This is a genomic window from Mycolicibacterium flavescens (assembly GCF_001722335.1).
GTDB classification, from domain to species: domain Bacteria; phylum Actinomycetota; class Actinomycetes; order Mycobacteriales; family Mycobacteriaceae; genus Mycobacterium; species Mycobacterium flavescens.
In genome coordinates, this window is record NZ_MIHA01000012.1 from 23,707 (window position 1) to 49,085 (window position 25,379).

General features: G+C 68.0%; 15 protein-coding genes and 1 tRNA gene. 9 read left to right on the forward strand and 7 right to left on the reverse strand.

Annotation, left to right across the window (positions count from 1 at the left end):
* Positions 1-1,419, reverse strand: a complete 1,419-nt coding sequence (lysA, locus tag BHQ18_RS16730) for a diaminopimelate decarboxylase (protein ID WP_069414769.1) — start codon at positions 1,417-1,419, stop codon at positions 1-3.
* Positions 1,416-3,068, reverse strand: coding sequence for an arginine--tRNA ligase (gene argS / locus BHQ18_RS16735; protein WP_069414770.1), 1,653 nt, complete (start codon positions 3,066-3,068; stop codon positions 1,416-1,418). The genes lysA and argS overlap by 4 nt, the downstream gene beginning before the upstream one ends.
* Before the next feature lie 102 nt (positions 3,069-3,170).
* Here argS and BHQ18_RS16740 point away from each other — a divergent pair.
* Positions 3,171-3,243 (forward strand) — tRNA-Arg (locus BHQ18_RS16740).
* Positions 3,244-3,693: 450 nt separating this feature from the next.
* On the opposite strand, the gene BHQ18_RS16745 is transcribed toward BHQ18_RS16740, so the two are convergent.
* The gene (locus BHQ18_RS16745; protein ID WP_131815702.1) at positions 3,694-4,434 is read right to left on the reverse strand and encodes a hypothetical protein; all 741 of its coding nucleotides are present in this window, start codon (positions 4,432-4,434) and stop codon (positions 3,694-3,696) included.
* Positions 4,435-4,636: 202 nt separating this feature from the next.
* Complete coding sequence (locus BHQ18_RS16750) at positions 4,637-5,791, reverse strand: serine hydrolase domain-containing protein (RefSeq protein ID WP_069414772.1); 1,155 nt, start codon at positions 5,789-5,791, stop codon at positions 4,637-4,639.
* A gap of 281 nt (positions 5,792-6,072) precedes the next feature.
* Here BHQ18_RS16750 and BHQ18_RS16755 point away from each other — a divergent pair, with 281 nt between their 5' ends.
* The 3 genes from BHQ18_RS16755 (at position 6,073) to BHQ18_RS16765 (ending at position 14,235) form a co-directional block, all read left to right on the forward strand.
* Positions 6,073-8,955 (forward strand): PQQ-dependent sugar dehydrogenase, encoded by a 2,883-nt coding sequence (locus tag BHQ18_RS16755; RefSeq protein WP_069414773.1) that lies wholly within the window; start codon positions 6,073-6,075, stop codon positions 8,953-8,955.
* Between the two features lie 65 nt (positions 8,956-9,020).
* Positions 9,021-9,797 carry a 3-oxoacyl-ACP reductase FabG gene (fabG, locus tag BHQ18_RS16760; RefSeq protein WP_069414894.1) on the forward strand — a complete coding sequence of 259 codons (777 nt, stop codon included), beginning with the start codon at positions 9,021-9,023 and terminating at the stop codon, positions 9,795-9,797.
* A 217-nt stretch (positions 9,798-10,014) separates the two neighbouring features.
* Positions 10,015-14,235, forward strand: coding sequence for a cadherin-like domain-containing protein (locus tag BHQ18_RS16765; protein WP_069414774.1), 4,221 nt, complete (start codon positions 10,015-10,017; stop codon positions 14,233-14,235).
* On the opposite strand, the gene BHQ18_RS16770 is transcribed toward BHQ18_RS16765, so the two are convergent.
* Positions 14,236-15,126: an SDR family NAD(P)-dependent oxidoreductase gene (locus tag BHQ18_RS16770; RefSeq protein WP_069414775.1), complete on the reverse strand. Its 891-nt coding sequence runs from the start codon at positions 15,124-15,126 to the stop codon at positions 14,236-14,238.
* Between the two features lie 386 nt (positions 15,127-15,512).
* Between BHQ18_RS16770 and BHQ18_RS16775 the strand changes: the two genes are divergently transcribed.
* Positions 15,513-19,724 (forward strand): cadherin-like domain-containing protein, encoded by a 4,212-nt coding sequence (locus tag BHQ18_RS16775; protein ID WP_109789324.1) that lies wholly within the window; start codon positions 15,513-15,515, stop codon positions 19,722-19,724.
* A 1-nt stretch (position 19,725) separates the two neighbouring features.
* Here the strand turns inward: BHQ18_RS16775 and BHQ18_RS16780 are convergent, their stop codons facing one another.
* Positions 19,726-20,610, reverse strand: a complete 885-nt coding sequence (locus tag BHQ18_RS16780; RefSeq protein ID WP_069414895.1) for an LLM class flavin-dependent oxidoreductase — start codon at positions 20,608-20,610, stop codon at positions 19,726-19,728.
* A 54-nt stretch (positions 20,611-20,664) separates the two neighbouring features.
* Here BHQ18_RS16780 and BHQ18_RS16785 point away from each other — a divergent pair, with 54 nt between their 5' ends.
* The 4 genes from BHQ18_RS16785 (at position 20,665) to BHQ18_RS16800 (ending at position 24,875) form a co-directional block, all read left to right on the forward strand.
* On the forward strand, positions 20,665-21,930 hold the full coding sequence (locus tag BHQ18_RS16785) for a DUF4032 domain-containing protein (protein ID WP_069414896.1): 1,266 nt from the start codon (positions 20,665-20,667) through the stop codon (positions 21,928-21,930).
* 82 nt (positions 21,931-22,012) lie between these two features.
* A complete protein-coding gene (locus tag BHQ18_RS16790) occupies positions 22,013-23,335 on the forward strand; it encodes a sensor histidine kinase (RefSeq protein WP_069414777.1) in 1,323 nt (440 codons plus the stop codon).
* Complete coding sequence (locus tag BHQ18_RS16795) at positions 23,323-23,967, forward strand: response regulator transcription factor (RefSeq protein WP_069414778.1); 645 nt, start codon at positions 23,323-23,325, stop codon at positions 23,965-23,967. The genes BHQ18_RS16790 and BHQ18_RS16795 overlap by 13 nt, the downstream gene beginning before the upstream one ends.
* A 20-nt stretch (positions 23,968-23,987) precedes the next feature.
* Positions 23,988-24,875 carry a DUF4097 family beta strand repeat-containing protein gene (locus BHQ18_RS16800; protein ID WP_069414779.1) on the forward strand — a complete coding sequence of 296 codons (888 nt, stop codon included), beginning with the start codon at positions 23,988-23,990 and terminating at the stop codon, positions 24,873-24,875.
* Between the two features lie 5 nt (positions 24,876-24,880).
* On the opposite strand, the gene BHQ18_RS16805 is transcribed toward BHQ18_RS16800, so the two are convergent.
* Complete coding sequence (locus tag BHQ18_RS16805; RefSeq protein WP_069414780.1) at positions 24,881-25,357, reverse strand: Rrf2 family transcriptional regulator; 477 nt, start codon at positions 25,355-25,357, stop codon at positions 24,881-24,883.
* Positions 25,358-25,379 lie beyond the last annotated feature (22 nt).

A 25,379-nucleotide genomic window follows, 5' to 3' on the forward strand; every position in this document is an offset into this window, starting at 1 on the left:
TTACCTCACTTCCAGACTCAGCAGGTCGTCGACCGTCTCCCGGCGCAGGATCAGGCGGGCGTGCCCGTCGCGCACGGCCACCACAGCGGGACGACCGATCAGGTTGTAGCGGCTCGACATCGAATAGCAGTAAGCACCGGTGGCCGCGACGCCCAGCAGGTCACCGGGTTCGATGTCGCCGGGCACCCACGTGTCGCGGACGACGATGTCGCCGCTCTCGCAGTGCTTTCCGACGATCCGGGCCAGTGCCGGTTCCGCATCGCTGACGCGGGAGATCAGCCGCGCGTCGTATTCGGCGCCGTAGAGCGAGGTGCGGATGTTGTCGCTCATGCCGCCGTCGACACTGACGTACCGGCGGTGCGCGGTGGGGCTGACCGCGACATCCTTGACCGTGCCGACCCGGTACAGAGTGATGGTGCCGGGCCCGGCGATGGCGCGGCCGGGTTCGACCACCAGCCGCGGGGCGGGCAGGCCGACGGCGGCGGACTCATCGCGCACGATCTTGGCCAGCTTGGCAGCCAGTTCGGCGACCGGCGGCGGGTCATCGTCGGGCAGGTATGAAATGCCGAGTCCCCCACCAAGGTCGACGATCGACATCTGGGAGGTCTTGTCGACGCCGAACTCGGCGACCACGTCGCGCAGCAGACCGATCACGCGGTGCGCGGCGATCTCGAATCCCGCGACGTCGAAGATCTGGGAACCGATGTGGCTGTGCAGACCTTTGAGCCGCAGATGGCCGGCCTCGAAGACGCGGCGTACGGCGTCCATCGCGGCACCCGAGGCCAGCGACAGCCCGAACTTCTGGTCTTCGTGGGCGGTGGAGATGAACTCGTGGGTGTGCGCCTCGACGCCGACGGTGACGCGCACCAGCACGTCCTGAACCACGCCGGCGGCGGCCGCGATCTCGTCGAGGCGGTCGATCTCGATCATCGAGTCGACCACCACGTGCTCGATGCCGGCCTTGACCGCGGCGGTCAGCTCGTCGATCGACTTGTTGTTGCCGTGCAACGCGATCCGCTCAGCCGGGAAGCCGCCGGCCATCGCGACGGCCAACTCGCCGCCGCTGGCGACGTCGAGGGACAGGCCTTCTTCGGCGATCCAGCGGGCGACCTCTTTGCACATGAACGCCTTAGCGGCGTAGCGGACGTTCTCACCGCCGCCGAACGCGTCGGCGATCTCGCGGCAGCGGAACCGGAAGTCGTCCTCGTCGACCACGAACGTCGGGGTGCCGAACTCGGCGGCGATGTCGGAGACTTTCACGCCGCCGATCGACACCTCGCCACGCTCGTCGCGAACGGTGCTGCGGGGCCACACATTCGGTGCGAGCAGCAGCACCTCATCGGGGGACTGCGGATGGGCCGGCGCGCCGGTGTGGTGCACCTCTTCGGCGTGCCGGGGTCCGGCGGGATGGGCGATCACATGCGCTCCGGAGCGGTGACGCCGAGGATGCCCAGGCCGTTGGCGATGACCTGGCGGGTGGCCTGACACAGCGCCAGACGCGCACCGTGCAGCTCGTTGGGCGTCTCGTCGCCCTGCGGCAGCACCCGGCAGGAGTCGTAGAAGCGGTGGTAGTCACCGGCGAGGTCTTCGAGGTAACGCGACACCCGGTGCGGTTCGCGAAGCGTGGCAGCGGTTTTGAGTACGCGCGGGAACTCGCCGATGTTGCGGATCAGCGTCCCCTCCTTGTCGTGGGTGAGCAGCTGCAGGTTCGCGGTGTCCGGGGCCACGCCGAGGTCGGCGGCGTTGCGGGCCAGCGCCGAGAGCCGCGCGTGGGCGTATTGCACGTAGTAGACCGGGTTTTCGTTGGAGGCCGAGGACCACAGCGCGAGGTCGATGTCGATCGGGCTGTCCACCGACGACCGGATCAGCGAGTACCGGGCGGCGTCGACACCGATCGCGTCGACCAGGTCATCGAGGGTGATCACGGTGCCGGCCCGCTTGCTCATCCGCACCGGCTGACCGTCGCGCACGAGGTTGACCAGTTGGCCGATGAGCACCTCGACGGTGGCCGGGTCCTCGCCGAGCGCCGCGGCGACGGCCTTGAGCCGGGCGATGTAGCCGTGGTGGTCGGCGCCGAGCATGTAGATGCACAGGTCGAAGCCGCGGGCCCGCTTGTCGAGGTAGTACGCGATGTCGGCGGCGATGTAGGCCGGGGCGCCGTCACTCTTGATGACGACCCGGTCCTTGTCGTCGCCGTAGTCGGTGGTGCGCAGCCAGACGGCGCCGTCTTTCTCGTAGATGCTGCCGGCCTCGCGGAGTTGGGCGATGGCCTGGTCGACGCGCCCGGAGGTGTGCATCGAGTCTTCGTGGGTGTAGACGTCGAAGTCGGTGCCGAATTCGTGCAGCGACTGCTTGATGTGGCTGAACATCAGGTCGACGCCGATGGCGCGGAAGGTCTCGCGCATCTGGTCGTCGGGCAGGTCGAGGGCGCCGGGGTCCTTGGCCAGGACCTGCGCGGCGATGTCTTTGATGTAGTCGCCGGCGTACCCGTCCTCGGGGGTGGGCTCACCCTTGGCGGCGGCGATCAGCGAGTTGGTGAACCGGTCGATCTGGGCGCCGTGGTCGTTGAAGTAGTACTCGCGGGTGACCGCGGCGCCCTGGGTGGACAGCAGCCGGCCCAGCGCGTCGCCGACCGCGGCCCAGCGGGTGCCGCCGATGTGGATGGGGCCGGTGGGGTTGGCCGAGACGAACTCGAGGTTGATGTTGTGGCCGGCCAGCGCGTCGGAGTGGCCGTAGGCGGGTCCGGCGGCGAGCACGTCGGTGACGATGACGTTCTGCGCGGACGCCTCGAGGCGCAGGTTGACGAAGCCGGGGCCGGCGACGTCGGCGCCCGAGATGCCCGGGTGCGCGGCCAGCGCGGTGGCCAGCCAACCGGCCAGTTCGCGCGGGTTGGCGCCGACCTTCTTGCCCAGCTGAAGGGCCAGGTTGGTGGCGTAGTCGCCGTGGTCGGGGTTGCGTGGGCGCTCGACGGTGACCGTCTCCGGCAGGGCGGACGCGTCGAGGCCATGCTCGGCCAGCACCGCGGCGGCGGTGGTCTTGAGCAGGTCGGCCAGATCGGCGGGGGTCACGGGGGTCCATCCTATGGTCTCGGGTGGTCAGCCCCCGAATCCGTTAGGCGTCGCGGCCATGCGTTAGGCTGTGCAGGCCCATCGGCGCAGTTCCACTCATGCGCCCCCGTAGCTCAGGGGATAGAGCGTCTGCCTCCGGAGCAGAAGGCCGCAGGTTCGAATCCTGCCGGGGGCACCCAGGTTTTTCCAGATCAGAGGCATTTTCGCAACCGCGCCAGGCGACGTGGTCGATATCTTCTGATGATCATGCTGCACACGGTGGACGAGCAGACAACGTGGTGCCAGATATGGCCTGAGTGGTGGTCGACTGCCCTCCGCATCGCCGCGGGTTTCGTGCTTCTGTGCTGGCGCTCATCGTCGTTCTGCGGACCACGCGACCGGGCGACATCGGTCAGCGCGACTGCTCCCAGACCTCCTGCGGTCGTTGAGACGATTCGCTGACCGGCGGCACTGTCCAAGCACCCTCCGGGAACGCCCGACGCCTCGTCACGGTTCACCGCCCGTTCAGGATCCCGGACAAAGAGTGGGTACGCGAGGCTCCACGACCATCACAATGTGTGCGTTCTCTGCGCCGGCGATGCCGCCGCCGGTATCCATCGGATCGTGCGCAGGGGTGGCGAAGGACTCAACGTTGTCGTCGGTTTCGTTGCACCAGCCTGTCGTATTTGGCGAGCAGCCGGGAACTTTTGTTAGCCATTCTCCCGACACCGCGCGAATACGGGTCCTTCCCTCCTGCGGCATTCCGCGCTTTCGCAGACTCGATAGCCGAATTGAGAGCGTTCATCTCCGTGCGAATGCCGTCAATCTTCTCCTCCAGACGGGTCTTGGGAGCCGGAGCCCTGCGCTCGGATCTCGGCTGTCGTTGGCCTGTGTTCTCAGCAACGATTCGTACCGCTATGTCGGCGAGGTAGCTCTCGATCGATACTCGTTGTTCGTGGTCATTGCCGATGTCCACATACAGTTCTCCGTCGGGCGAAAGCTGGGGACTACGGCCTCCGAGATTGACGCGACCGGATAGAAGGCTGTCGGCCGTTATCGGCACAGTCTCCTCATTGTTGTAATCGGAGTAGACGTATACCTCACTATTCACAGTAAGCAGGCTGAGGCCGATGAGGCGGGAATCGATACCACCGTGGCTCTCGCCGAGCACGTACCCGGCAGGCGACCACCAATGCGGCAACCGGACCTGACACGGCTCGACCCCTTCCGCGCTGAGCCGGTTCAGGAATTCTTGGAGAAGTCGGCTGAGATCACCCGCAGCCGCCTCTGCACCACGCCGTCGGCGGTCTTGCGCGTTCAATTGCTCTGCGTCTCTGGCCTGTTGCTGGGCGGCCAGCTTGCGGAACTCCTGGTCAAAGCTCGACATACGAGCCATGGTAATTCAGCACGAGCCTTCGGATGGCTCGATTGCGTGCCCTCTGTGTCGATCTCGCGGACTCAGAGCCCAGTCACCACTTTCTGTTGACATACAACGCAGTTCATGCTTCGCATGCCGGTCGAATAGCACGTGCGAACTCGGCGGGTGGACGACCTCAGCCTGATGGCGCCACAAGACATGACGCTCAGGCTCATGGCTCGTCGATCAACTCGGGCGGTTCTGAGCCCAACTCGTAGACGTTCTGCGGCATCACCAACCGAGTCACGTCATAGGCGATCTGTCCCGCCGAATGCGGTTCGGCCACATCCGAGTTCACGAACACCACCAATGTGGCGTCCCGTTCGGGAAGGTACACCGCGACCGTCGCGTACCCCGGGATGTCGCCGTTGTGGCCGCGCCACCCCTGGACATCGAAGATCGCGAATGAATAGTCGACGCCCGGAACCACCGACGAGCCGCCGCTGATCCGCTGGGCGTGGGTGTCGGGCCGCAGCAGCGCGCCGCTCCCCAGCGCCTTCGCCCAGGCACGCATGTCGTACACGTTCGACACGATCTTTCCCGCCGCATCCGCCCACGACAGGTTCCACAGCGTGGTCTCGACGATCACCTCGTCCGGGCTCTTGTTGTATCCGTGCGCGTACGGGCCCGGCAGCCAACCATCGGCGGGATAGCTGGTCTGCGTCAACCCGAGCGGACCGAAGATGTTGTCCTGCAGGTACTGCCGCAACCGCACGCCCGACACCTTCTCGACCACCATCCCGAGTAGCACCGTGTTGGTGTTCGAGTACTCATAGTCGCTACCCGGCGCGAAGTTCAACGGTTTCGCGAGGGCGACCTCCACGAGTTCGCGCGGCATCATCGCGAAAGCAACAGGGCCCCTTGGCGATTCTCGGTAGAGCCGTTCGACGAACCCGGTGTCGTCGGTGTAGTTGGCCAAGCCGCTGCGCATCCGACCCAGCATGTCCAGCGTGATGACGTCGCCGGACGGCACGCCCTCGACATACCGGGCGATCGGATCGTCCAGTCGGATCCGCCCCTCGTCGACGAGTTGCAGCACCGCGGTTCCGGTGAACGTCTTGGTGACGCTCCCGATCCGTGTGTGGTTGTCGACCAGCATCGGCATGCCGGACGCGGTGTCGCCGACCCCGAATGCCTTCACATAGTCAACCTCACCGGGTACCGACAGGCTCACGATCGCCCCCGGAGCGCCCATCTGAGCCAGCCGCTCGGCGATCACCTTGTCGAGCGCCGCCGCCAGATCGCGCGGCTGCGCCACCGCGGCCGGCGCTGCGCCCACCGTCACGATCACGAGGAGGAACACCGCCAACACCCGCTCGACTCGCATCCGGATCCCCCGCTCGTTGGTTACGCGCCGACCATAACCAAGAATGCCGGTGACCCGCGTCCGACATCTGCAATATTGCCGAGGTGAGGTTCTTGTTGTCTCACATGGATAAAGCTCCTCAAGAATCATTTTCAGCGAATCAACTCCCGACGCCGCCTCAAACACGTAAAGAGATCGAAACGTCCTGATCAACTTGTTTTGCCGTACGAGCCGAAACGCAGTGCCATAGTTAGCCAGCGAAGCTTCTCCGTTAGCCAACTGATCATCGTGGGGGATACAGAATGGCCGTTTCCGGTTACGCGAAGTACATCGGTCGTGTCGGCGCACTCGCCGTCGCACTGGGAGTCACCGGGGCGGTCGCCAGCAGCCCGGGAATCGCGTGGGCCGACGAACAATCGTCGTCGACCTCCACCGGCGCGGACACCTCGAACACCACCCCATCGGACAACACCGCCGGATCGCCCGGCACCACGACGACAACGGACCCCGGCACCGACCCGTCCGACACGACGACCGGTGACGCGGACGACACCGACCCGGACGCGGAAGACCCGGACCTCGACGACGAAGACCTCGACGACGAAGAGCTCGTGGAAGAGGAGCCAGGCGACGGCGACGTGACCGGAGACGGCGACGCCGAAGAACCCGGCGAGGAAACGGCCGTCGACGACACGGAATCCGACAACGTCACCGACCAGTCAGAGACCGATGCGCTCGTCGAGGCCGTCAAGGACGACTTCACCGCGCCCGAGGATGAGCAGTCGCCGGCCGACGACACCACACTGCTGGCCGCCAGCACCCAACGCAGCGCCACTCACACCGAAGGCGAAGCAGAGCAACCGGTGTCGGTCGCCCACGTACCGGTCGCCGCCCCGTTCCGGCTACCCACACCCGAGCAGGTCGTCCGGCAGGTCCGTCAGGCCGTCACCACCTGCGTCTGCAACGTCATCACCGGCACGATCAACTTCGTCAACGCCGCGATGTCGCTGTTCACCGGCGGCGGCGGAGCAGCCGGCCCCGGCGGCCCCGCCTCGCCGCTGGGCAACCCGCTCATCGCCGCGGTGATGGAATGGGCCCGCAGAGAGACCACCCGTGTCATCGAGTTCGTGAGCCGCACGCCGGTCGCCCAGTTCGTCCACGGCGTCACCCAGCAGATCACCCAGGCCTTCGCCGACTTCACGAATTCGCCGTTCGGGCGGGAGATCTCGACACAGATCGCGCAGTTCCTGACCAGTTGCGAGGATTCGACATCGTTGCCCGATGAGCTCGAACGTGTCGTCGTCGTCGGCGGCCTCAACGAGCCGACGGACTTCGCGTTCCTGCCCGCCGATGGCGACAGCGACACCATCGACCGAATCTTCATCACCGAAAAGTCCGGGGCCATCAAGGTTTACAATCCGCAGGATGGAACGGTCAGCACGCTGATCAGCCTGCCGACCGTGACGGCAGACGGGGAACGCGGCCTCGTCGGCATCGAGGTCGACCCGCAGTTCTGGACCGACGGCGCCGAGGGCTATCACACCATCTACGTGGCCTACACGGGCGCCGACAACTACGACCGGCTGTCCAAGCTCCGGCTCGACCCGGCGACTCTCGGGTACCTGAGCGAAGAAGAGCTACTGGTCTCGACCGAACTGGGCAACAACTTCCACCACGGTGGTGAACTCCAGTTCGACCCGCAGGGCGAATACCTCTACTGGGCGGTGGGCGACAACACCGAAGGCGCCAACGCCCAGGACCTGACCAACATCCACGGCAAGATCCTGCGCCTCGACCGCAACGGCGAAGCTCCGGCCGACAACCCCTACGTCAATACGCCCGGCGCGATCAAACAGATCTATGCGATCGGCCTGCGCAACCCGTTCCGCTTCACTTTCACCCCCAACGGCAAGTTGCTGGTCGCCGACGTCGGTGAAGCGGAGTGGGAGGAGCTCAACGTCGTCATCCCCGGCGGCAACTACGGCTGGCCGTCCGAAGAGGGTGAGTGCAGCGACTGCGAGTTCGTCAACCCGATCTACGCCTACCCGCACTCCGCGCCGCCGGCCAATGCGGGCTCGATCACGGCCGTCGTCGTGTACACGGGCACAACGCTTCCCGAGGAATACCAGAACAAGGTCTACATCGCCGACTACTCCCTGGGCTGGATCAAGGAGCTGACCTTCGACCAGGAGTTCACCAGCCTGATCAGCGAGCGCACCTTCGACAGCAAGGCGGGCACCGCCGTCAAACTCGACCAGAGCCCGGACGGCAACATCTACCAGCTCAACATCTATCCGGGTCAGCTGTCGGTCATCCGGCCGTCCGGCGGCAACCGTGGCCCGACCGCCGTCATCACCGCCTCACCCACCGCCGGGGCGGGCGACTCGCTGACCGTCAACTTCTCGGCCGCCGACTCGACGGACCCCGACGGTGATCAGTTGCAGTACCGCTGGACATTCAGCGACGGGCGCACCTCCGACGAGATGAATCCGACGATGACGTTCACCAACACCACCGGCACCTACACCGCCTACACCGCGACGCTGACAGTCACCGACGGGGACAAGACCAGCACCGCGACCCAGCGGGTCGTGGTCGGCAGCACCCCGCCGGTCGCGACCATCAAAGACACGCTGCCCGACAACTACAACGCCGGCGACACCATCACCTTCGAAGCGGAAGCCTCCGACGCCGAGGACGGCGCCCTACCTCCGGACGCCTACAAATGGAGCGTGGTGTTCCACCACGCCGAGCACACACATCCGTTCCGCGACAGCATCACCGGCACCACCGGCAGCGTGACCATCCCCCGCACCCGCGATCAGCTCGGCAATACCTGGTATCGGGTCACGCTGACGGTCACCGACAGCAGCGGCCTGTCGACGACCACCTTCCGCGACATCCATCCGAACACGGTCGAGTTGACGTTCAACGCCAGCCATCCGGACGCGGCGTTCACCGTCGACGGGGTCCGGTATGTGGGTTCGCACGTCATCCCCGACGCCGTCGTTGGCGTCGAGCGCGTGGTCAGCGCGCCGTCCCCGCAGGGGACCGATGGCGGCCAACTCGAGTACGTCAGCTGGTCGGACGGTGGAGCGCAGAGCCACACCATCACCACACCCGAGGACGCGACGGACTACACGGTGACCTACAACTTCGTGCCGGCCATCGCCATGGTGGTATAAACCGGGCCACCCACAGCAGCTCGGGCAGCGCTGCGAAGAAGCGCCCGGTGACCGAGACTTGGGCGATGTTCTCGCTCACGGGAAGGTCGGTGGTCGTCACCGGCGGCAGTAAGGGAATCGGTCGCGGCATCGCCGGCGTCTTCGCCGAGGCAGGTGCGAACGTGGCAGTGGCCGCCCGCTCACCCGGCGACCTCGACGACACGGTCGCGGCACTCGACGGTCTCGGCGACGGCAAGGTGATCGGTGTCCGCGCCGACGTCAGCGACCCCGAGTCGTGCGGCGCCATGGCGAGCGCCGTCGTCGAATCCTTCGGCGGCATCGACGTTCTGTGCGCCAACGCCGGAATCTTCCCCGAGGCGCCGCTGGCGTCGATGACGCCCCAGCAGCTCGCCGAGGTGCTCGACACCAATGTCAAGGGCACCGTGTTCGCCGTGCAATCCTGCCTGCCCGCACTGATCGCATCGCGCCGGGGCCGCGTCATCCTGACGTCGTCGATCACCGGGCCCATCACCGGGTTTCCCGGCTGGTCACACTACGGCGCATCGAAGGCGGCCCAGTTGGGGTTCATGCGCACCGCCGCGATCGAACTCGCACCGCACGCGATCACCGTCAACGCGATCCTGCCGGGCAACATCCTCACTGAAGGACTCGCCGACCTCGGCGAGGACTACCTCGCCGGGATGGCGCGCGCAATCCCCGCCGGCGCGCTCGGCACCCCGGCCGACATCGGCTACCTCGCCGCGTTCCTCGCCTCCGACGAGGCGGGATATCTCACCGGCCAGGCGATCACCGTGGACGGCGGGCAGGTGCTGCCCGAATCACCAGACGCGCTCGCCGGCTAGCACCCCGCTAACCACAGCGCTTAGCTTAAGTTAAAACGCCCTCACCGGCGGAAACGTACCCGACACCGGAGCGTTTGCCTGATCCTTCGGCTAGGCCAACTTTCAGCAGGTAGAACCCACCTTCCGAGGAAGGCGGACCATTTCCCCGAGCTTCAGCAATTGACGCCTCGCCTGGGCTATCGTCAGCTGTGCGTTACTGAGCAAATGGGGGTAGGGGATGGGATACAGCGGCTATATCGGCCGGGTCGGGGCGCTCGCGGTCGCGCTAGGGATCGGATTCGCGGTGGGCTCGCCTGCCGGCGTCGTGTGGGCGGAGCCGACGGACGGCAGCGCGGCGGATGCGAACCCGTCCGCCGATCAGCCGGCCGACTCCCCCACCAAGCCCGAGAGCGCCGGCGACGAGTCGACCGACCCCGAATCGGAGTCCGACCCGATCTCCGAACTCGACGACGGCGTGGTGGCTTCCGACCCGGACGACGCGACGCCGACCGTCGAGCCCGATCCCGAGCCTGAGCCTGAGCAGGAACCGGCGGCGAAGCCCGCCGACCGCGACAACGATTGGAACGCCGCGCTCAACGCCGAACCGGCCGAACCCGCATACGCCAACCAGGTCTCCGGCCCGGCGGCACCGCCGGACGTCACCGATCTGCAGCTCCGGTCGGCCGCCGCCGAGGAACCGCCGGTCGAGCAGCCGGTCGACGCTGCGGCACAGCAGTTCGTAGCCACCTCGCTCGTCCACGAGACCCAGCAGGAAGAGGATCAACAAGAGCAGGCGCCCGTCCCGGCGCCGGCTCCCCCGCCCTCGATCTTCACTGCACTCAACACCCTTGTGGCGCCTGCGATCTCGGGGTTCTTTGCTGCGCTGTCCGGCAATCCTTCGGGCTCGCCGCTGGCGTGGCTGTTCGCGGCCTTCGCCCGCAGGGACGTCGGCGAGAGCACCGCGCTCGCCGTCGTCAACGAGTCCCCTACGGTGTCAACCGAATTCGACTCGCAGGTCGCCGCGACGGGCGCTGTCACCGGCAGGATCGTCGCCGTCGACCCCGAGGGCAACAAGCTCACCTACAAGCTCACGTCAGCCCCCACCGACGGCACCGTGTCGTTCGACGCCAAGACCGCGAAGTTCACGTACACCCCCACGACCGCGCAGCGGATCCTCGCCGCCACCACACCCGAGATCGATACGGTCGCGATGACGGTGACGGTGTCCGACGGCACCAACAACATCGTGCAGGTCATCGACGTTCCGGTCGGCGAGGCGCCGATCGCCAAACTGGCCGACATCGGCCCTGTCGACGACACCACCGCCGTCGTCACCACTGCTACGCGTGCCTACGTGACCAACCGGGCCGCCGGCACGGTAACCGTCATCGACACGGTGAACAACACGGTCATCGGCACGCTGAACGCCGGGCCGACGCCCGACGCGCTGGCCGTCAAACCCGACGGCACCCGCCTGTACGTCTCGAGCGTCGAAAACAATACGGTCACCGTGCTCAACACGGCGACCGGCGCGGTCGTGAAAACCATCGCCGTCGCCTCACCTACTGCGATCGCGATGAGTCCGCGCGGCGACGTACTGTACGTCGCAGGTGATTCCGGGGCGCTCACCAGGATCAACACGGCGTACAACTCGATCGACTCCGTCGTGAAGCTGCCCGCCGGGACGCGGCCGACCGGCCTGGTCATCGGCTCGGACAGTGCCACGGTCTACGTCATCGGAACCAAGCCCGACGGCACCGGCTCCGTCTCGGTCACGCAATACGCCTGGTTCTCGGCCCGATCCACCGCGTTCGCCGAACCGCCCGTCGCCCCAACGAGTATCGCGATCAGCCCGGACAACAAGCGGCTCTACGTCGGCGCCGCGGACGGCACGCTGACCGTTTACGACACCGGCACCCGGACGGTGGTCGGCTCCTACAACAGCATCGGCCTGGACCCGATCACCGCGCTGACCGTCAGCAAGGACGGCTCCATGGTCACCGCGCTGAACCAGCGCGGCTGGATCATGACCGTCGAGCCGAAAACCGGTGAGAGGCTGCGCATGTTCTGGACGCGGCCGGAGATCGAACCGTTGGCGGCCACACCGAGGATGGCGGCCAGCCCCGACGGCCGGACGCTGTTCACCACGAACGCCGACGCCGGCGTCGTCTACGCCGTCTCACTCATCGGCCCGAACACCGCACCGACCACGGCCGCGGCGACCGTCGGTGCACCCAACGCGAGCACGGGTGCGGTCACGGGTGCGATCCGCGCCTCCGACGCGGACAAAGATCCGTTGACGTACGCGGTCACCAGCGGGCCGGCCAAGGGCAAGCTCACGCTGAGGACCGACGGGACGTTCACCTATACGCCCACCGCCGCGGCACGCCACGCGGCGGCCGGCGCCGACGGGTCCTTGAAGAGCGATTCGTTCACCGTGGCGGTGTCCGACGGCCGCGGCAGCGTGGCCTACTCGACCGTCGAAATCGACATCTCGCCGGCCAACAAAGTCCCGACGATTACCAAAACCGTTGGCAATCCGAACAGTTCGACCGGAGTGGTCACGGGAAAGGTCTCCGCCAGCGACGGCGACAGGGATGCGCTGAGCTACACGGTGAGCACCGCCCCGGCCAAGGGGACGGTGACGCTGAGTCCCACCGGGTCGTTCACCTACACGCCGACCGCGGAGGCCCGCCATCAAGCGGCCAGAACCGGTGCGGCGGCCGCCGCCAAGCAGGACACCTTCACCGTCACCGTCGACGACGGGCACGGCGGCGTCGTTCCGGTGACGGTGGCCGTCAAGATCAGCCCGCTGAACTCCAAGCCGACCGCCGTCACGGCGACGGACGTGTGGGCCAATCCCAACAGCGGGGTGGTCACCGGCAAGCTGTCCGCGACCGACGCCGACAACGACACCCTGAGCTATTCGGTGACTGCTCCGAAGAAGGGCACGCTGGCCGTCGGCGAGGACGGACGGTTCACCTTCACGCCGACCGACGCCGCCCGCCGGGCCGCGTCGGCGCCGAGGGCCACCGCAGCGGCCAAGACCGAGACGGTGACCGTCACCGTCGCCGACGGTCACGGCGGTACCGCCACCTACAAGCTGAACCTGGCAATCACCCCGCTCGGTCACGTCAATGTCGCGCCGGCCAATCCGGTCGCGACGGTCAATGACCCGACGCTGGCGATCGGCGCGGTGACCGGCGTCGTGTCAGTCGACGATCCCGAGCGCGACACCCTCACCTACACGGTTCAGACCGCTCCGACGAAGGGGCTGGTCAAGGTCGACGCGGCGACGGGCGCGTTCACCTACGTGCCGGACGTCGAATCCCGTTACGCCGCAGCGGCTTCGCCGAGCGACGCCACCGACACCTTCACCGTCACCGTCAGCGACGGTTACGGCGGCACCGCGACCACGACCGTCGTGGTGGCGATCGCCCCGCCGGACACGGCGTCGTCGGCGATCGACCAGCGCGCGACCACGGTTGCCGTGGCCACCCCCGAGTTCTGGTGGTACTCCGACGAAGACCTCGCCAAAGGCCTGGACCTGATGAAGGAATCCGGGGTGGACACCATCCGGATCCTGATCCCCTGGGCCCTGGTGGAACCCGAGGACGACGTGTGGACCTGGGACCGCACCGACCGGCTGGTCAACGGCGCGCGCGACCGCGACATCAAGGTCCTCGCGGTGCTCAACCATCCGCCGGAGTGGGCCGTGACGCCGGGCACGGATCCCCTCGTCGGATCCCCCGCCGACCCGGCCCAGTACGCCGAGTACGTGGGCATGGTGGCGACCCGCTACAAGGGGCAGGTCGGCGCCTACGAGATCTGGAACGAACCCAACGGCCAAATGTTCTGGCAGCCGAAGCCGAACGCCGCCGACTACACCGAACTGCTGCAGGCGGCCTATCCGGTGATCAAGGAGATCGACCCGGACGCGGTGGTCATCGCCGGCTCGATCGGCGCCATCCTCGACGACGGCGACTGGACCACCGACTCGGTGCGCTTCCTGAAGGAGATGTACGAGGCGGGTGCGGCCGGCTACTTCGATGCGCTGTCCTACCACCCGTACCACTACACGACGCCGTTCTCGACCGGCGCCTGGCTCCAGGGCTCACCGATCAACCAGCTGAACGAGATGCGCGCGCTGATGACCGCCCACGGCGACGGCAACAAGAAGATCTGGGCCACCGAGTACGGTCAGCCGGCCTCGGTGGAGTCCGAGCTGAACCAGGCCTACTACATCGCGGACTTCCTGCAGGCCTGGCGCGATCTGGATTACGCGGGTCCCGCGTTCATCCACACCATCCGCGACCTTCCGCCGGAGATCCAGAATCCGGTCGAGGAGTCCCTTGGACTGTGGCGGTGGGACTGGTCGGAGAAACTGGCGCTCGGCGTCGTCGAAACCATCATCGAGGAGAACAAGGAGCGGCTGAACCAGCCGCCGAGCGAGCTGTAGCTAGAGCGGAAGGCTTGTGCCCGTTTCCTTCTCGGCGAACTCCCAGAGCCGGCGCGCGTCGGTGTAGTCGCACGCCACCGCGGCCCTGCCGCTGAGCGTCGGAGCGCCCTTCAGACCGAGCCTGCTGTCGATGCCCACGTAGCTGCCGGGCGGGATCGGTTCGGTCATGCAGTACAGGGTCGGTGCGGCCCCGGCATCGGTGTTGTTGGCGAGCACGTTCGCCGCGGCCTTGACCACCCTGTGGAAGGCCGCCATGACGGGCTTTTCGGAGACATTGGACAGGTTCGAGGCCACCCATCCCGGATGGGTCAGGTAACTGCACACCGGTGACCCGGCCTCGCGGAGGCGGCGGTCCAGTTCGAGCCCCCACAGCATCACCGCGAGCTTGGACCGGGCGTACGCCGGAAACGCCGACCACTTGGCCCGGCGCAGGTGCGGGTCGTCGAAGTTGATCGTGGCCGTCTTGTGCGCGTCGGAGCCGACGTTGATGATCTGTGACCGGACCCGGGGAAACAGCAGGTTGGTCAACGCGAACGGCCCGAGGAAGTTGGTGCCCAGGGTGTTCTCGAAGCCGTCGACGGTTTCGGTACGTTTCTGCGCGACCAGGCCCGCGTTGTTGATCAGGATGTCGACGTCACCGTCGAGCAGGTCGGGGAACGCCCGCACCGACGCCTGGTCAGCCAGATCGAGTTTCACGATCGAGGTGTCGCCGCCGATCTCGGCCGCCCGCTGGGCGCCGAGTTCGAGGTTGCGCACGGCGAGCACCACATGCGCGCCGGCACGAGCCAGTGCCGTGGCCGTAGCAAGGCCGACGCCGTTGGTGGCCCCGGTGACGATGATCCGCTGTCCGCTCAGATTGCCGAGTCGGCTCGGCGACCAGTTCGTAACCACCGTTCGAGATTAACGACGGGCGTCGCGGCGACGGGTCGCGGCCGTCACAGCGCCCGGCAACCAGAAATCCCGCCCGTGAACTTATTTCGTTCCCGAAAGTAACTGAATTTGAGCTATCAAGATCAGAAGTTTGCTATTTCACACAATTGGTGGCGCAATAACCTGGCTTATGTCACGTTTTACCGGCAAACGGTTTTGCCACCGTTGAACACTGCCGACGCGTCCTGTTGACCGCCGATTAGATCGGCGGCTTCGGTTCCAAGATCATTTGCAAACCGCCTCCGACAAGCGCATATTTGATTTACGTTGATGTCAATTCCCGGCGCTCTCAGCCCAGAGCAGACGGGGAGAGTTCCTGCGGGCAATTGCCCAGCTAACACTGAACGATGGGGGCCCGGCTAATGGGATACAGCAGTTACGTCGGCCGGGTCGGTGCCCTCGCCGTCGCATTGGGAGTCGGCGTGGCGATTGCCTCGCCCGCAGGAATTGCGTGGGCCGAGACCGAGACGACGGCAACCGATTCCGGGCCGTCGGCAGCCGCACCGGCCGAGAATCAGGACGCCCCGGGGTCGACCGACACCACCGCGTCCCCTGACACGTCCGCCCCGCAGGAAGCCGACGCTGACGACGACCCCGCCCCGTCGACCGAGACGACCTCACCGTCGAACCAGACCGTCGAGGTCGCCGACGGAGTGACCGTGTCGAGTTCCGGCGGTGCCCACACCTCCACCCACGGCGACACGACCGAAGAGGCCGACGACGAGGTGGTGCCTGAGGACGAACCCGACGAGCCGGCACCGGCCGACAAGAGCTCGAACAACGACACGGGGGACGCGGCGCCTGCGGAGAAGCCCGTCACCCAGGTCTCGGCGCACACCGTGCAGACCGACGGCTTCGCGCAGCCTGCGGAGGAACCCGCGGTGCCCCAGCCCGAGCCCACCAGCGTCGCTGTCGCGGAGCCCGCCGCTCCCCCGTCGACCACCCAGGCGCCGACGGTGGTCGACACGGTCGTCGAAGCCCTTGTCACGCCACTGATCTCACGGATCCTCACCGCGTTCCCCGGTGATCCGGCCACCTCCCCGCTCGGCTGGCTGCTGCTCGGTGCGGCCCGACGTGAGGTCGGCGCCCTCGACGCCGCCGCCATGCAGAGCAGCGCCGTGAGCAGCGGCCCGACTGTCGGCGTCACGCTGGACGCGCCGCTGTCCGCGACCGGGGCCGTCACCGGCCGCATCGTGACCGACGGCTTCACCGGCGGTCCGCTGACCTACACCGTCACCGGGGCTCCCGCCACGGGCAGCCTGGTATTCGACGCGGCGACAGCGACATTCACCTACACACCGACCACCTCGCAGCGCCTCGACGCGGCCACCACCGCCGCGTCCGACGCCGTCGCGATGACGATCACCGTCAGCGACGGCACCACCAGCGTGGCCTCCGTCGTCGACATCCCGGTGGCCGCCTACCCGATCTCACCCACCACCGATCTGGGTTCCGTGGGCAACGCCCACAGCATCGCGGTGGCCGGCAAGTACGCCTACGTCACCAACCGGGCCGCGGGCACCGTCACCATGATCGACACGACCACCAACACCGTCGTGCGCACCTACGCGGTCGGCGCCACCCCCGACGGCGTCGCGGTCAAGCACGACGGCTCCCGGATGTACGTGTCGAGTTCCGCGGGCAACACCGTGCGGATCATCAACACAGCCAACGGCAAGGTGGTCAAGACCATCAAGGTCGCCGCCCCCAGCGCGATCACCGTCGACGCGTCGGCCTCCACGCTGTACGCCACCAGCCTGACCGACGGCACCCTCAAGAAGATCAACCTGAAGTGGTTCTCGGTCTCCACGGTGAAACTGCCCGCGGGGTCGCGGCCCACCGACGTGGCGGTCGGCCCGGACCAGCGGATCTACGTGGTCAGCAGCCACGCCGACGGCCGCGGCTCGATCGCGGTCCTGGGCCCCTCGTCGAAGGCCGCCACCGCGGTCCTCGACCTGCCCGGCGGCACAGGCGCTCTGGCGGTGGGTCCGGACGGCAAGCGGCTGTACGTCACCTCGTCCGACGGCAATGTGCACGTCGTCGACACCGCCACCACCGCGATCGTCGCGAGCCACCGGGTGTCCGGTGTGCCGGCGGCCGTCGCGGTCAGCAGGGACGGCAGCACGCTGCTGGTCACCGACGGCGACGGCGTGATCACCGCGCTCGACGCCGCGACCGGCGCAGCGCTCGGCACGGTCGCCACCCGCGCCCCCGACGAAGCACCGCGCGTTGCAACGGGGTTGACGCCGAAGGCCGTCGCCAGCCTCGACGGCACCAAGCTCTACGTCACCGACCCCGGCACCGGCCGGATCCACACCGTCGCCCTGCCCCCGATCAACAGCGCACCCGAGGCGGGCGCACCGCAACTCGGCACCCCGGTGACCAAGACCGGAGCCGTCAGCGGGCACGTCGGCGCCGTCGATCCCGACGGTGATCCGCTCAAGTACGCGCTGGCCTCCGCCCCGGCCCGGGGCAAGGTGACGGTCAAGGCCGACGGCACGTTCACCTACACCCCGACGGCGCAGGCCAGGCACGCGGCGTCCGCGGTCGGCGTCACCGCCGTCACCACCGACTCGTTCACGGTGACCGTGACCGATGGCAAGGGGGCAACCAGCCTCGCCACGGTCACCGTGAACATCTCCCCCACCAACGCGGCCCCGGTCGTGAAAATCAGTGTCGGGAAACCGAACTCGACCACCGGCGTGATCGGCGGCAGCGTCACCGCCAGCGACGCCGACAAGGACGTCCGCACCTACACCGCGACCGTCCAGCCCACCAGGGGCACACTGGTGCTCGACCGGGCCACCGGCAAGTTCACCTACACGCCGACCGCGGAGGCGCGCCACGCCGCCGCGAAACTCGGCGCACCGGCCGCCGCGAAGGCCGACACGTTCACCGTCACCGTCGACGACGGGCACGGCGGCGTCGTCGAGAAGACGGTCACCGTGACGGTCACCCCGACCAACGCGAAACCCACCGCACCGACGGTCAACTCGTCGGTGGACCCGACGACCGGCGAGGTGGTCGGCACCGTCAAGTTCACCGACACCGACGCCGACGCGCTGACCTACACCGCGACCGCCGCGAAGAAGGGCGTGTTCTCGGTCGACGGCAACGGTAACTTCACCTACACCCCGACCGCGGCCGCCCGGCAGGCCGCTGCCGCACCGGGCGCCAAGGCGGCCGCGAAGGTCGACACCGTCACCGTCACCGTCACCGACGGGCACGGCGGCACCGCCACGGTCACCCTGAATCTCACGGTCACACCGGCACTTCCGCAGTCCGGAGCCGGCTACGAGGCCTCCAACCCGACGGCGGCGATCGGAACCGTGATCGGGAAGGTGACCGCCGTTCCGGCCGCCGACGGCCCGACCTACGCGTTGGGCACGGGCCCGGCCAAGGGGCTGGTGAAGGTCGACGCAGCCACCGGGTCCTTCACCTACGTGCCCAACGTCGACGCGCGGTACGCCGCCGCCAAGACAGCGGGCGTCGACACCGACACGTTCACCGTCACCGTCACCGACGCGTTGGGCTTGAAGACCACCGTGACCGTGAACGTCGAGATCGCCCCGCCGCTGGCGTCGGCGATGGACCAGCGCCCGACCACGATCGCGGTGACCGCGCAGGAGATGTACTTCTACAACCAGGCCGACACCGACCGGGCGCTGAACCTGTTGCAGGAGGCCGGTGTCACCAACATCCGCATCCTGGTGCCGTGGATGAGCGTCGAATTCCTCGACGACGTCTGGACCTGGGGTGCGGTCGACCGGATGGTCAACGGCGCGGCGGCCCGGGGCATCGAGGTGCTCGCGGTGTTGAACTCGCCGCCGGTGTGGGCGTCGGTGCCCGACGTGCCGCTGCTGTCGGGCCGGCCCGCCAAGGTCGAGGAGTTCGCCGAGTACGCCGCCAAGGTCGCGGCCCGTTACGCGGGCAAGATCTCGGCCTACGAGATCTGGAACGAGCCGAACTACTGGGGCTTCTGGGCGCCCGGCCCGAGCCCGGCGCAGTACACCGAGCTTCTCAAGGCCGCCTACCCGGTGATCAAGGCCGCCGACCCGAACGCCGTCGTGCTCGCGGGATCCGTCGCCTCGGTGATCGACTTCCTCAACATCACGATCAACCCGGTGCGGTTCATCAAGGAGATGTACGCCGCGGGCGCAGCGGGTTACTTCGACGCGATCGCGTTCCACCCCTACCTGTACGGGTTGCAGTTCTCCAAGGGCGGGTCGACGGTCAACGCGCCGCTGTGGCAGGCCAAGGAGATCTACAAGCTGATGGTCGCCAACGGCGATGGGAACAAGAAGATCTGGGCCACCGAGTACGGCCAGCCCTCGCATCTGGTGTCCGAGGACAGCCAGGCGGCATTCATCGCCGACTTCCTGCGCAGCTGGCGCAACCAGTCCTGGGCCGGCCCGGCGTTCATCCAGACCATCAAGGACAACACCGAAGCGGATCCGAACGCCGCCAACATGGGGTTGTTCCGCAAGGACTGGACGCCGAAGGCGGCGTGGACCACGCTCATCGAGCTGATCCAGGAGAATGCCCGGCTGCTGACCTGAGCTACGGTGCGTAGACGCCGACCGCGTCGGCCACCCGGCGCAGCTGGTCGATGTCGGAACTGGTTGGGATCAGATGGATCTCGTCGGTGCCGATGTCTTCGAAGCGGCGTAGCACGTCGAGCAGTTCCTGCTCTGTGCCGGCCCAGCCGGTGGTGGGCGCCATCGCGTCGACGACCTCGGCGGGAATCCAGTTCATGTAGCGGCGCAGATGCCGGTGCACCTGGGCGCGCGGCTCGTCGCCGTCGCCGAGCGCGAACCAGAACGACGTCGCCAGATGCGGTGCGGGCCTGCCGGTCTCAGCCCATGCGGTGCGGGCCACGTCGAACAGTTCGTTCTGCCGCTGCAGGTTCAGGTCGAGGGTGATCCCGGCCAGACCTTCGGCCCACCCGGCCGCGCTGCGGATCGTCTTGGGCCCGATGGTGCCGACCAGCAGCGGCGGCCCGCCGGCCTGCACCGGTGGCGGCCCCACCGGCACAACCGATTCGGTGACCTGCTCGCCGGCCCAGATCCGCCGCATCACCGCGACGCGTTCGGCCATGCCGCGCATGGTCTGGGTGGCCGGGTCCGCGGCGACCGCGCGGTAGTCCTCCTCCCGTCCGCCGACACCGAGACCGACGGTCAGCCGGCCACCGCTGAGCATGTCGCCGGTGGCCAGCGCCTTGGCCAGCATCACCGGGTCGTGCAGTTGCGGCACCACCACCGTCGTCACCAGCCGGACCCGGTCGGTCCACGCGGCGAGCGACCCGAGCAGGGTGAGCGAGTCGGGGTTGTCGAACGCGATGCGCTCACCCCAGCACAGCGACGAGAACGGCCCGCCGTCGACGACCCGCGCCCAGGCCTGCAGCGTCGCCGCGTCGAGGTTGGGCTCCATCACCGGCATCGTCATCCCGATCTGCACGACCGCGATTCTGGCACGGCTGGCAGCATGAACGGCATGCCCATGGGCGTACCCGAGTTGCGGCTGCGCGCGCCGACCGCGGAGCTGCTGGCCCTGCCGTGGGAGCGGCCGCTGGCAGACTGGACCGTGCCCGACGTGCCGCTGCGCGATTTCGCGGTCGGGCCGAGCCGCCACCTGGTCAAGTTCGTCGAGGCCGACGGCCGCGTGTGGGCGGTCAAGGACATGCCGCCGCGGATCGCGGACAAGGAATTCGCGGTGCTGCGCAGGCTCGAGGACATGGCGCTGCCCGCGGTGCGGCCCGCCGGGCTGGTGCGCCAACCACATCTGGACACCGCGCTGCTGGTGACCCGCTACCTCGACGGGTCCTGGCAGTACCGGCGGTTGTTCCGGCGGCTGCCACCCGACCAGCCCAAGCACCGCGCCCGGCTGTTCGACGCGATGGCCAACCTGATGGTCGAGCTGCACCGGCACGGCGTGTTCTGGGGTGACTGCTCGCTGGCCAACACGTTGTTCAGCCGCGACGGGCAGGTGCTGCAGGCCTCGCTGGTGGACGCCGAAACCAGCGAGGTGCATCCGTCACTGTCGAACGGTCAGCGCGAACACGACATCGACATCCTGGTCGAGAACGTCGCCGCGGGCATGGTCGATCTCATCGAGCAGCTGGGCCGCCCCGAGCTCGAGGACACGATGATCGAAGAAGCCCTCGACATTCGCGTTCGCTACCAACGACTTTGGGACATCCTGCACGCCGAACCGGTGTTCACGCTGGCGGACCGCTACCACGTCGAGGGCACCATCCGCCGGCTCAACGAGCTCGGTTTCGCGGTCGAGGAGATCGCGTTGGCGCCGTTGAGCGACGGGTCCGAACAGCTGCGGCTGCACGTCGCGGTCGGCGATCGGCGTTATCACGCCCAGCACCTGCGCGAGCTGACCGGACTCGACGTCGGCGAGGGGCAGGCGCAGATCCTGCTCGGTGACCTGCGCACCTATCAGAGCCTGCTGTCCCGTGAAGCCGGCTACGACGTCGACGAGTCCACCGCGGCACGGCTGTGGGTGATGGAGGTGGCGACGCCCGGGATGCACCGCGCGCACGCCGCCGTCGGCAACACCGGGTCGGCGATTCAGGCCTACTGCGATCTGCTGGAGGTGCGCTGGCTGATGAGCGAGCGGGCGGGCCGCGACGTCGGCACCGAAGCCGCGCTGGCGGCGCTGGCCCGCGGGGTCATCCCCACCGACTCCGCAGCGAAGATGGCCGTCGCCGAGACGCCGACCGCGCCGATGGACCGCATCGAACTCGACGAAGACTGACCGGACGCGGGGGGTTATCCCCCGGGAAACCGGTGGGGAAACGGTGTGTCGCCGGCCGCCGCGAATCCATAGGTTGAACGGCATGGTCTTGGACACTGCTCCGGTCAGCGACACCGTCACCGACGCTGCTGACACAGCCGGACACAGCGAGGCGCCGCACCCTCGACCGATCGGTCGGGTGCCGACCGCGTCGATGATCACCGGCGCGGCGGTCGCCACGGTGTGGTTCTGGATTCCGCTGTCGATCTTCATCCTCGGCATCTCCTCGATCCCCAGCGTGATCGGCTTCGCACTCGCGACAGTGGTGTTCGTCTACCTGATCCGCGGGGTCGACTGGGTCGAACGGATGCGCAGCGAGGCGGTCTTCGGCATGGGCATCGCGGTGCCGCCGCGCCGCGCGTCGCACTACACCGGCTTCCAGGGCTGGCTGCACCAGTTGTGGCTCGACATCAGCAGCGCCCGGTTCTGGAAGGCCGCGGCCCACCACTATCTGCGGATGGTCTACGACCTGCTGGCGGTGGGGATCGCGTTCGCTCTGGTGGCCTTCGCTGTGCTGGGGCCGGCGGCCGCGGCGGCGATCGAGCAGAGCGACGACGACGCCGGGTTGAGTTTTCTGCCGGTGCCGGTGGCGTGGCTGCTGGCGCTGGTGGCGGTGGCCGCGGCGGTCGCGATTTTGATCGTGGCGCCCGCGGTGGACGCCGCGATCGACCGGTGGCTGTTGCCGCCGTCGTCGACGGCCGCGCTGCAGCACCAGGTCAGCGCGCTGGCCGACGCGCGGGAAGGCGCGGTGTCCTCAGCGCAGACCGAACGCCACCGGGTGGAACGGGATCTGCACGACAGCGTGCAACCGCGGCTGGTCAGTCTGGCGATGACGATCGGGCTGGCCCAGACCAAGCTGGACACCGACCTGCCCGCTGCCAAGACGTTGATCGCCGAGGCGCACGACGACGCCAAGAGCGCGCTGGTCGAACTGCGCAACGTGGTACGCGGCATCGCGCCGACCATCCTGTCCGACCGGGGTCTGGACGCGGCGTTGTCGGCGGTGGCGCAGCGTTCCCAGAACATGGGGGTGCCGACGAGCCTGGAGGTGCATCTGCCGCGCCGACTACCCGATGAAGTTGAGGCGTGCGCGTATTTCGTTGTGGCCGAGGCGTTGACGAATGTCGCCAAACACTCGGGGGCCACCCAGGCGATCGTCACCGTGCGCTACGACGAAGCCTCGGACCAGCTGTCGGTGTCGGTGTTCGACAACGGCGCGGGCGGCGCCCGGATCACCTCGGACGAAGACGCCACCGGGTTGCGCGGCCTCGAGGAACGGGTGCGCGCCGCCCGCGGCACGTTCGCCGTGTCCAGCCCGCAGAGCGGGCCCACCATCGTCACCGCGGTGCTGCCATGCGGATCGTGATCGCCGAGGACTCCGCGCTGCTGCGGGCGGGCATCGAACGGATCCTCACCGACGCCGGCCACGACGTGATCGCCGGTGTGCCCGACGCGACGAACCTGCTGCGATTGGTCAACGACACGCGACCCGACCTGGCGATCCTCGACGTGCGGATGCCGCCGACCTTCACCGACGAGGGGATCCGGGCCGCGGCGCTGCTGCGCAGCCAGAACCCCGAGTCACCGGTGCTGGTGCTGTCGCACTACGTCGAGGAGCGCTACGCAGCCGACCTGATCGCCTCGGACACCAGAGGATTCGGGTACCTGCTCAAGGACCGGGTGGCCGACGTGCCGGCGTTCCTCGACGCGGTCTCGGTCGTCGGCAGGGGTGGCACCGTGCTCGACCCGGAGGTCGTCTCGCAGATCCTGGTGCGTTCGCACCGGCGCAACATGCTCGACGCCCTGACTCCCCGGGAGCAGGAGGTGCTGCAGTTGATGGCGGAGGGCAAGACGAACTCCGCGATCGCCGCCGCGCTGCACGTCTCGGTCGGCTCCGCCGAGAAGCACATCGCCTCGATCTTCACGAAGCTGGACCTGGCACCCGACGAAAGCGAGAACCGCCGCGTGCTGGCGGTGCTGCGCTATCTCGAATCCTGAATTCGCGGAAGGAAACTCACGTGACCACCCTTGCTCCCCCACCGCCGGCACCGGCGAACCCGCCGCCCCCGCTCTCCCCGGGCGGCCGGTCCGCGGTCCGCGTCACGCTCATCGTCGCCGCCGCGGTGATCACGTTGGGGGCCCTCGTCGCGCTGAGCGCGCTGGCCTGGGGGGTCACGAACTTCCGGGTGATCACCGACTCCAAGGCGCTGCCGCCGGCGCTGCGGGCGCTGGTCGTGGACACCGGCACGGTGCCGATGGCGGTCCGGCTGACCACCGACCGTGACGCCACCGAGCCGCGAGCCGACCTACGGATGGTGAATTCCACTCGGGCCGCGGCCAATCCGCTGGCGTTGACGTCAGAACGCGGCGAAGCGCGGCTGACGATCACCGGTGAAGCCTCGGAGTTTCTGCAGTGGACCCGCGCCGGCGAGCTGACCGTCGTGCTGCCGCCGGATCTGGCCCGACGGCTCACCGTCACCGTCGAGCAGAAGACCGGGGTGCTGATGGCGCGGGCGGACCTCGATCAACTCGTGGCCCGCACCGACGACGGCGCGGTGGTGCTCAGCGGGGCGGCGCGCCGCGTCGAGATCCACAACGTCAACGGCGAAGTGGTGGCTCGTGAGCCGATCGCGGTGACCGAATCGTTCTCGGCCACCACCGTCAGCGGCGACGTGGTCGTCGACTTCGCCGAAGCCGCACCGCGTTCGGTGGACATCAACAGCCAGGACGGTGACATCGTTGTCGGGCTGCCTGCCAACGGGACCTACCTGGTCAACGCCGACTCCGACGCCGGTCGTGGGGAGACCGTGGTGCGGGTCCCGCGCACGGCGGACCGCGACGCCGCCGACGCGCAGGTGACGGCGCGCTCGCAACACGGCGACGTGGTGATCGACGATCTGCGCTGACGCTTCTAGTTGAGTGAGTGGCCGCGCTTGAGTTCCTGGCCGCGGTATTCGTCGGCGAGTGCGCGGACGTGCTCGGGCAGTGCGCCGGCCGCGACGTCGGCGAGGCTGGTCTGTTCCAGCACCGAGCGCATGCTGGCGCGCAGCGCCCGCCACACATCGGTCAACGCGGCGGTCGGCCCCGAGTACGGCAGATCGCCGAGGCCGATGTCGCGGACACTGGCCAGCGGGCCGTCGATGGAACGCAGGACGTCGGCGATGCTGATCTGCGCGGCCGGACGGCCCAGCTCGTAGCCGCCGTCGCGGCCACGGTGACTGCGCACCAGGCGGTCGGCCCGCAGCGCCGACAGGATGTCGACCAGGAACTGCGGCGGAATGCCCTGGGCCTTGGCCAGGTCGTCGGTCTTGGCCAGAACACCGGCCTCGATGGTGGCCAGTTGCACCATCGCGCGCACGGCGTACTCCGCCTTCGCCGACATCCGCATCACACGGATTGTGCCACTGCTT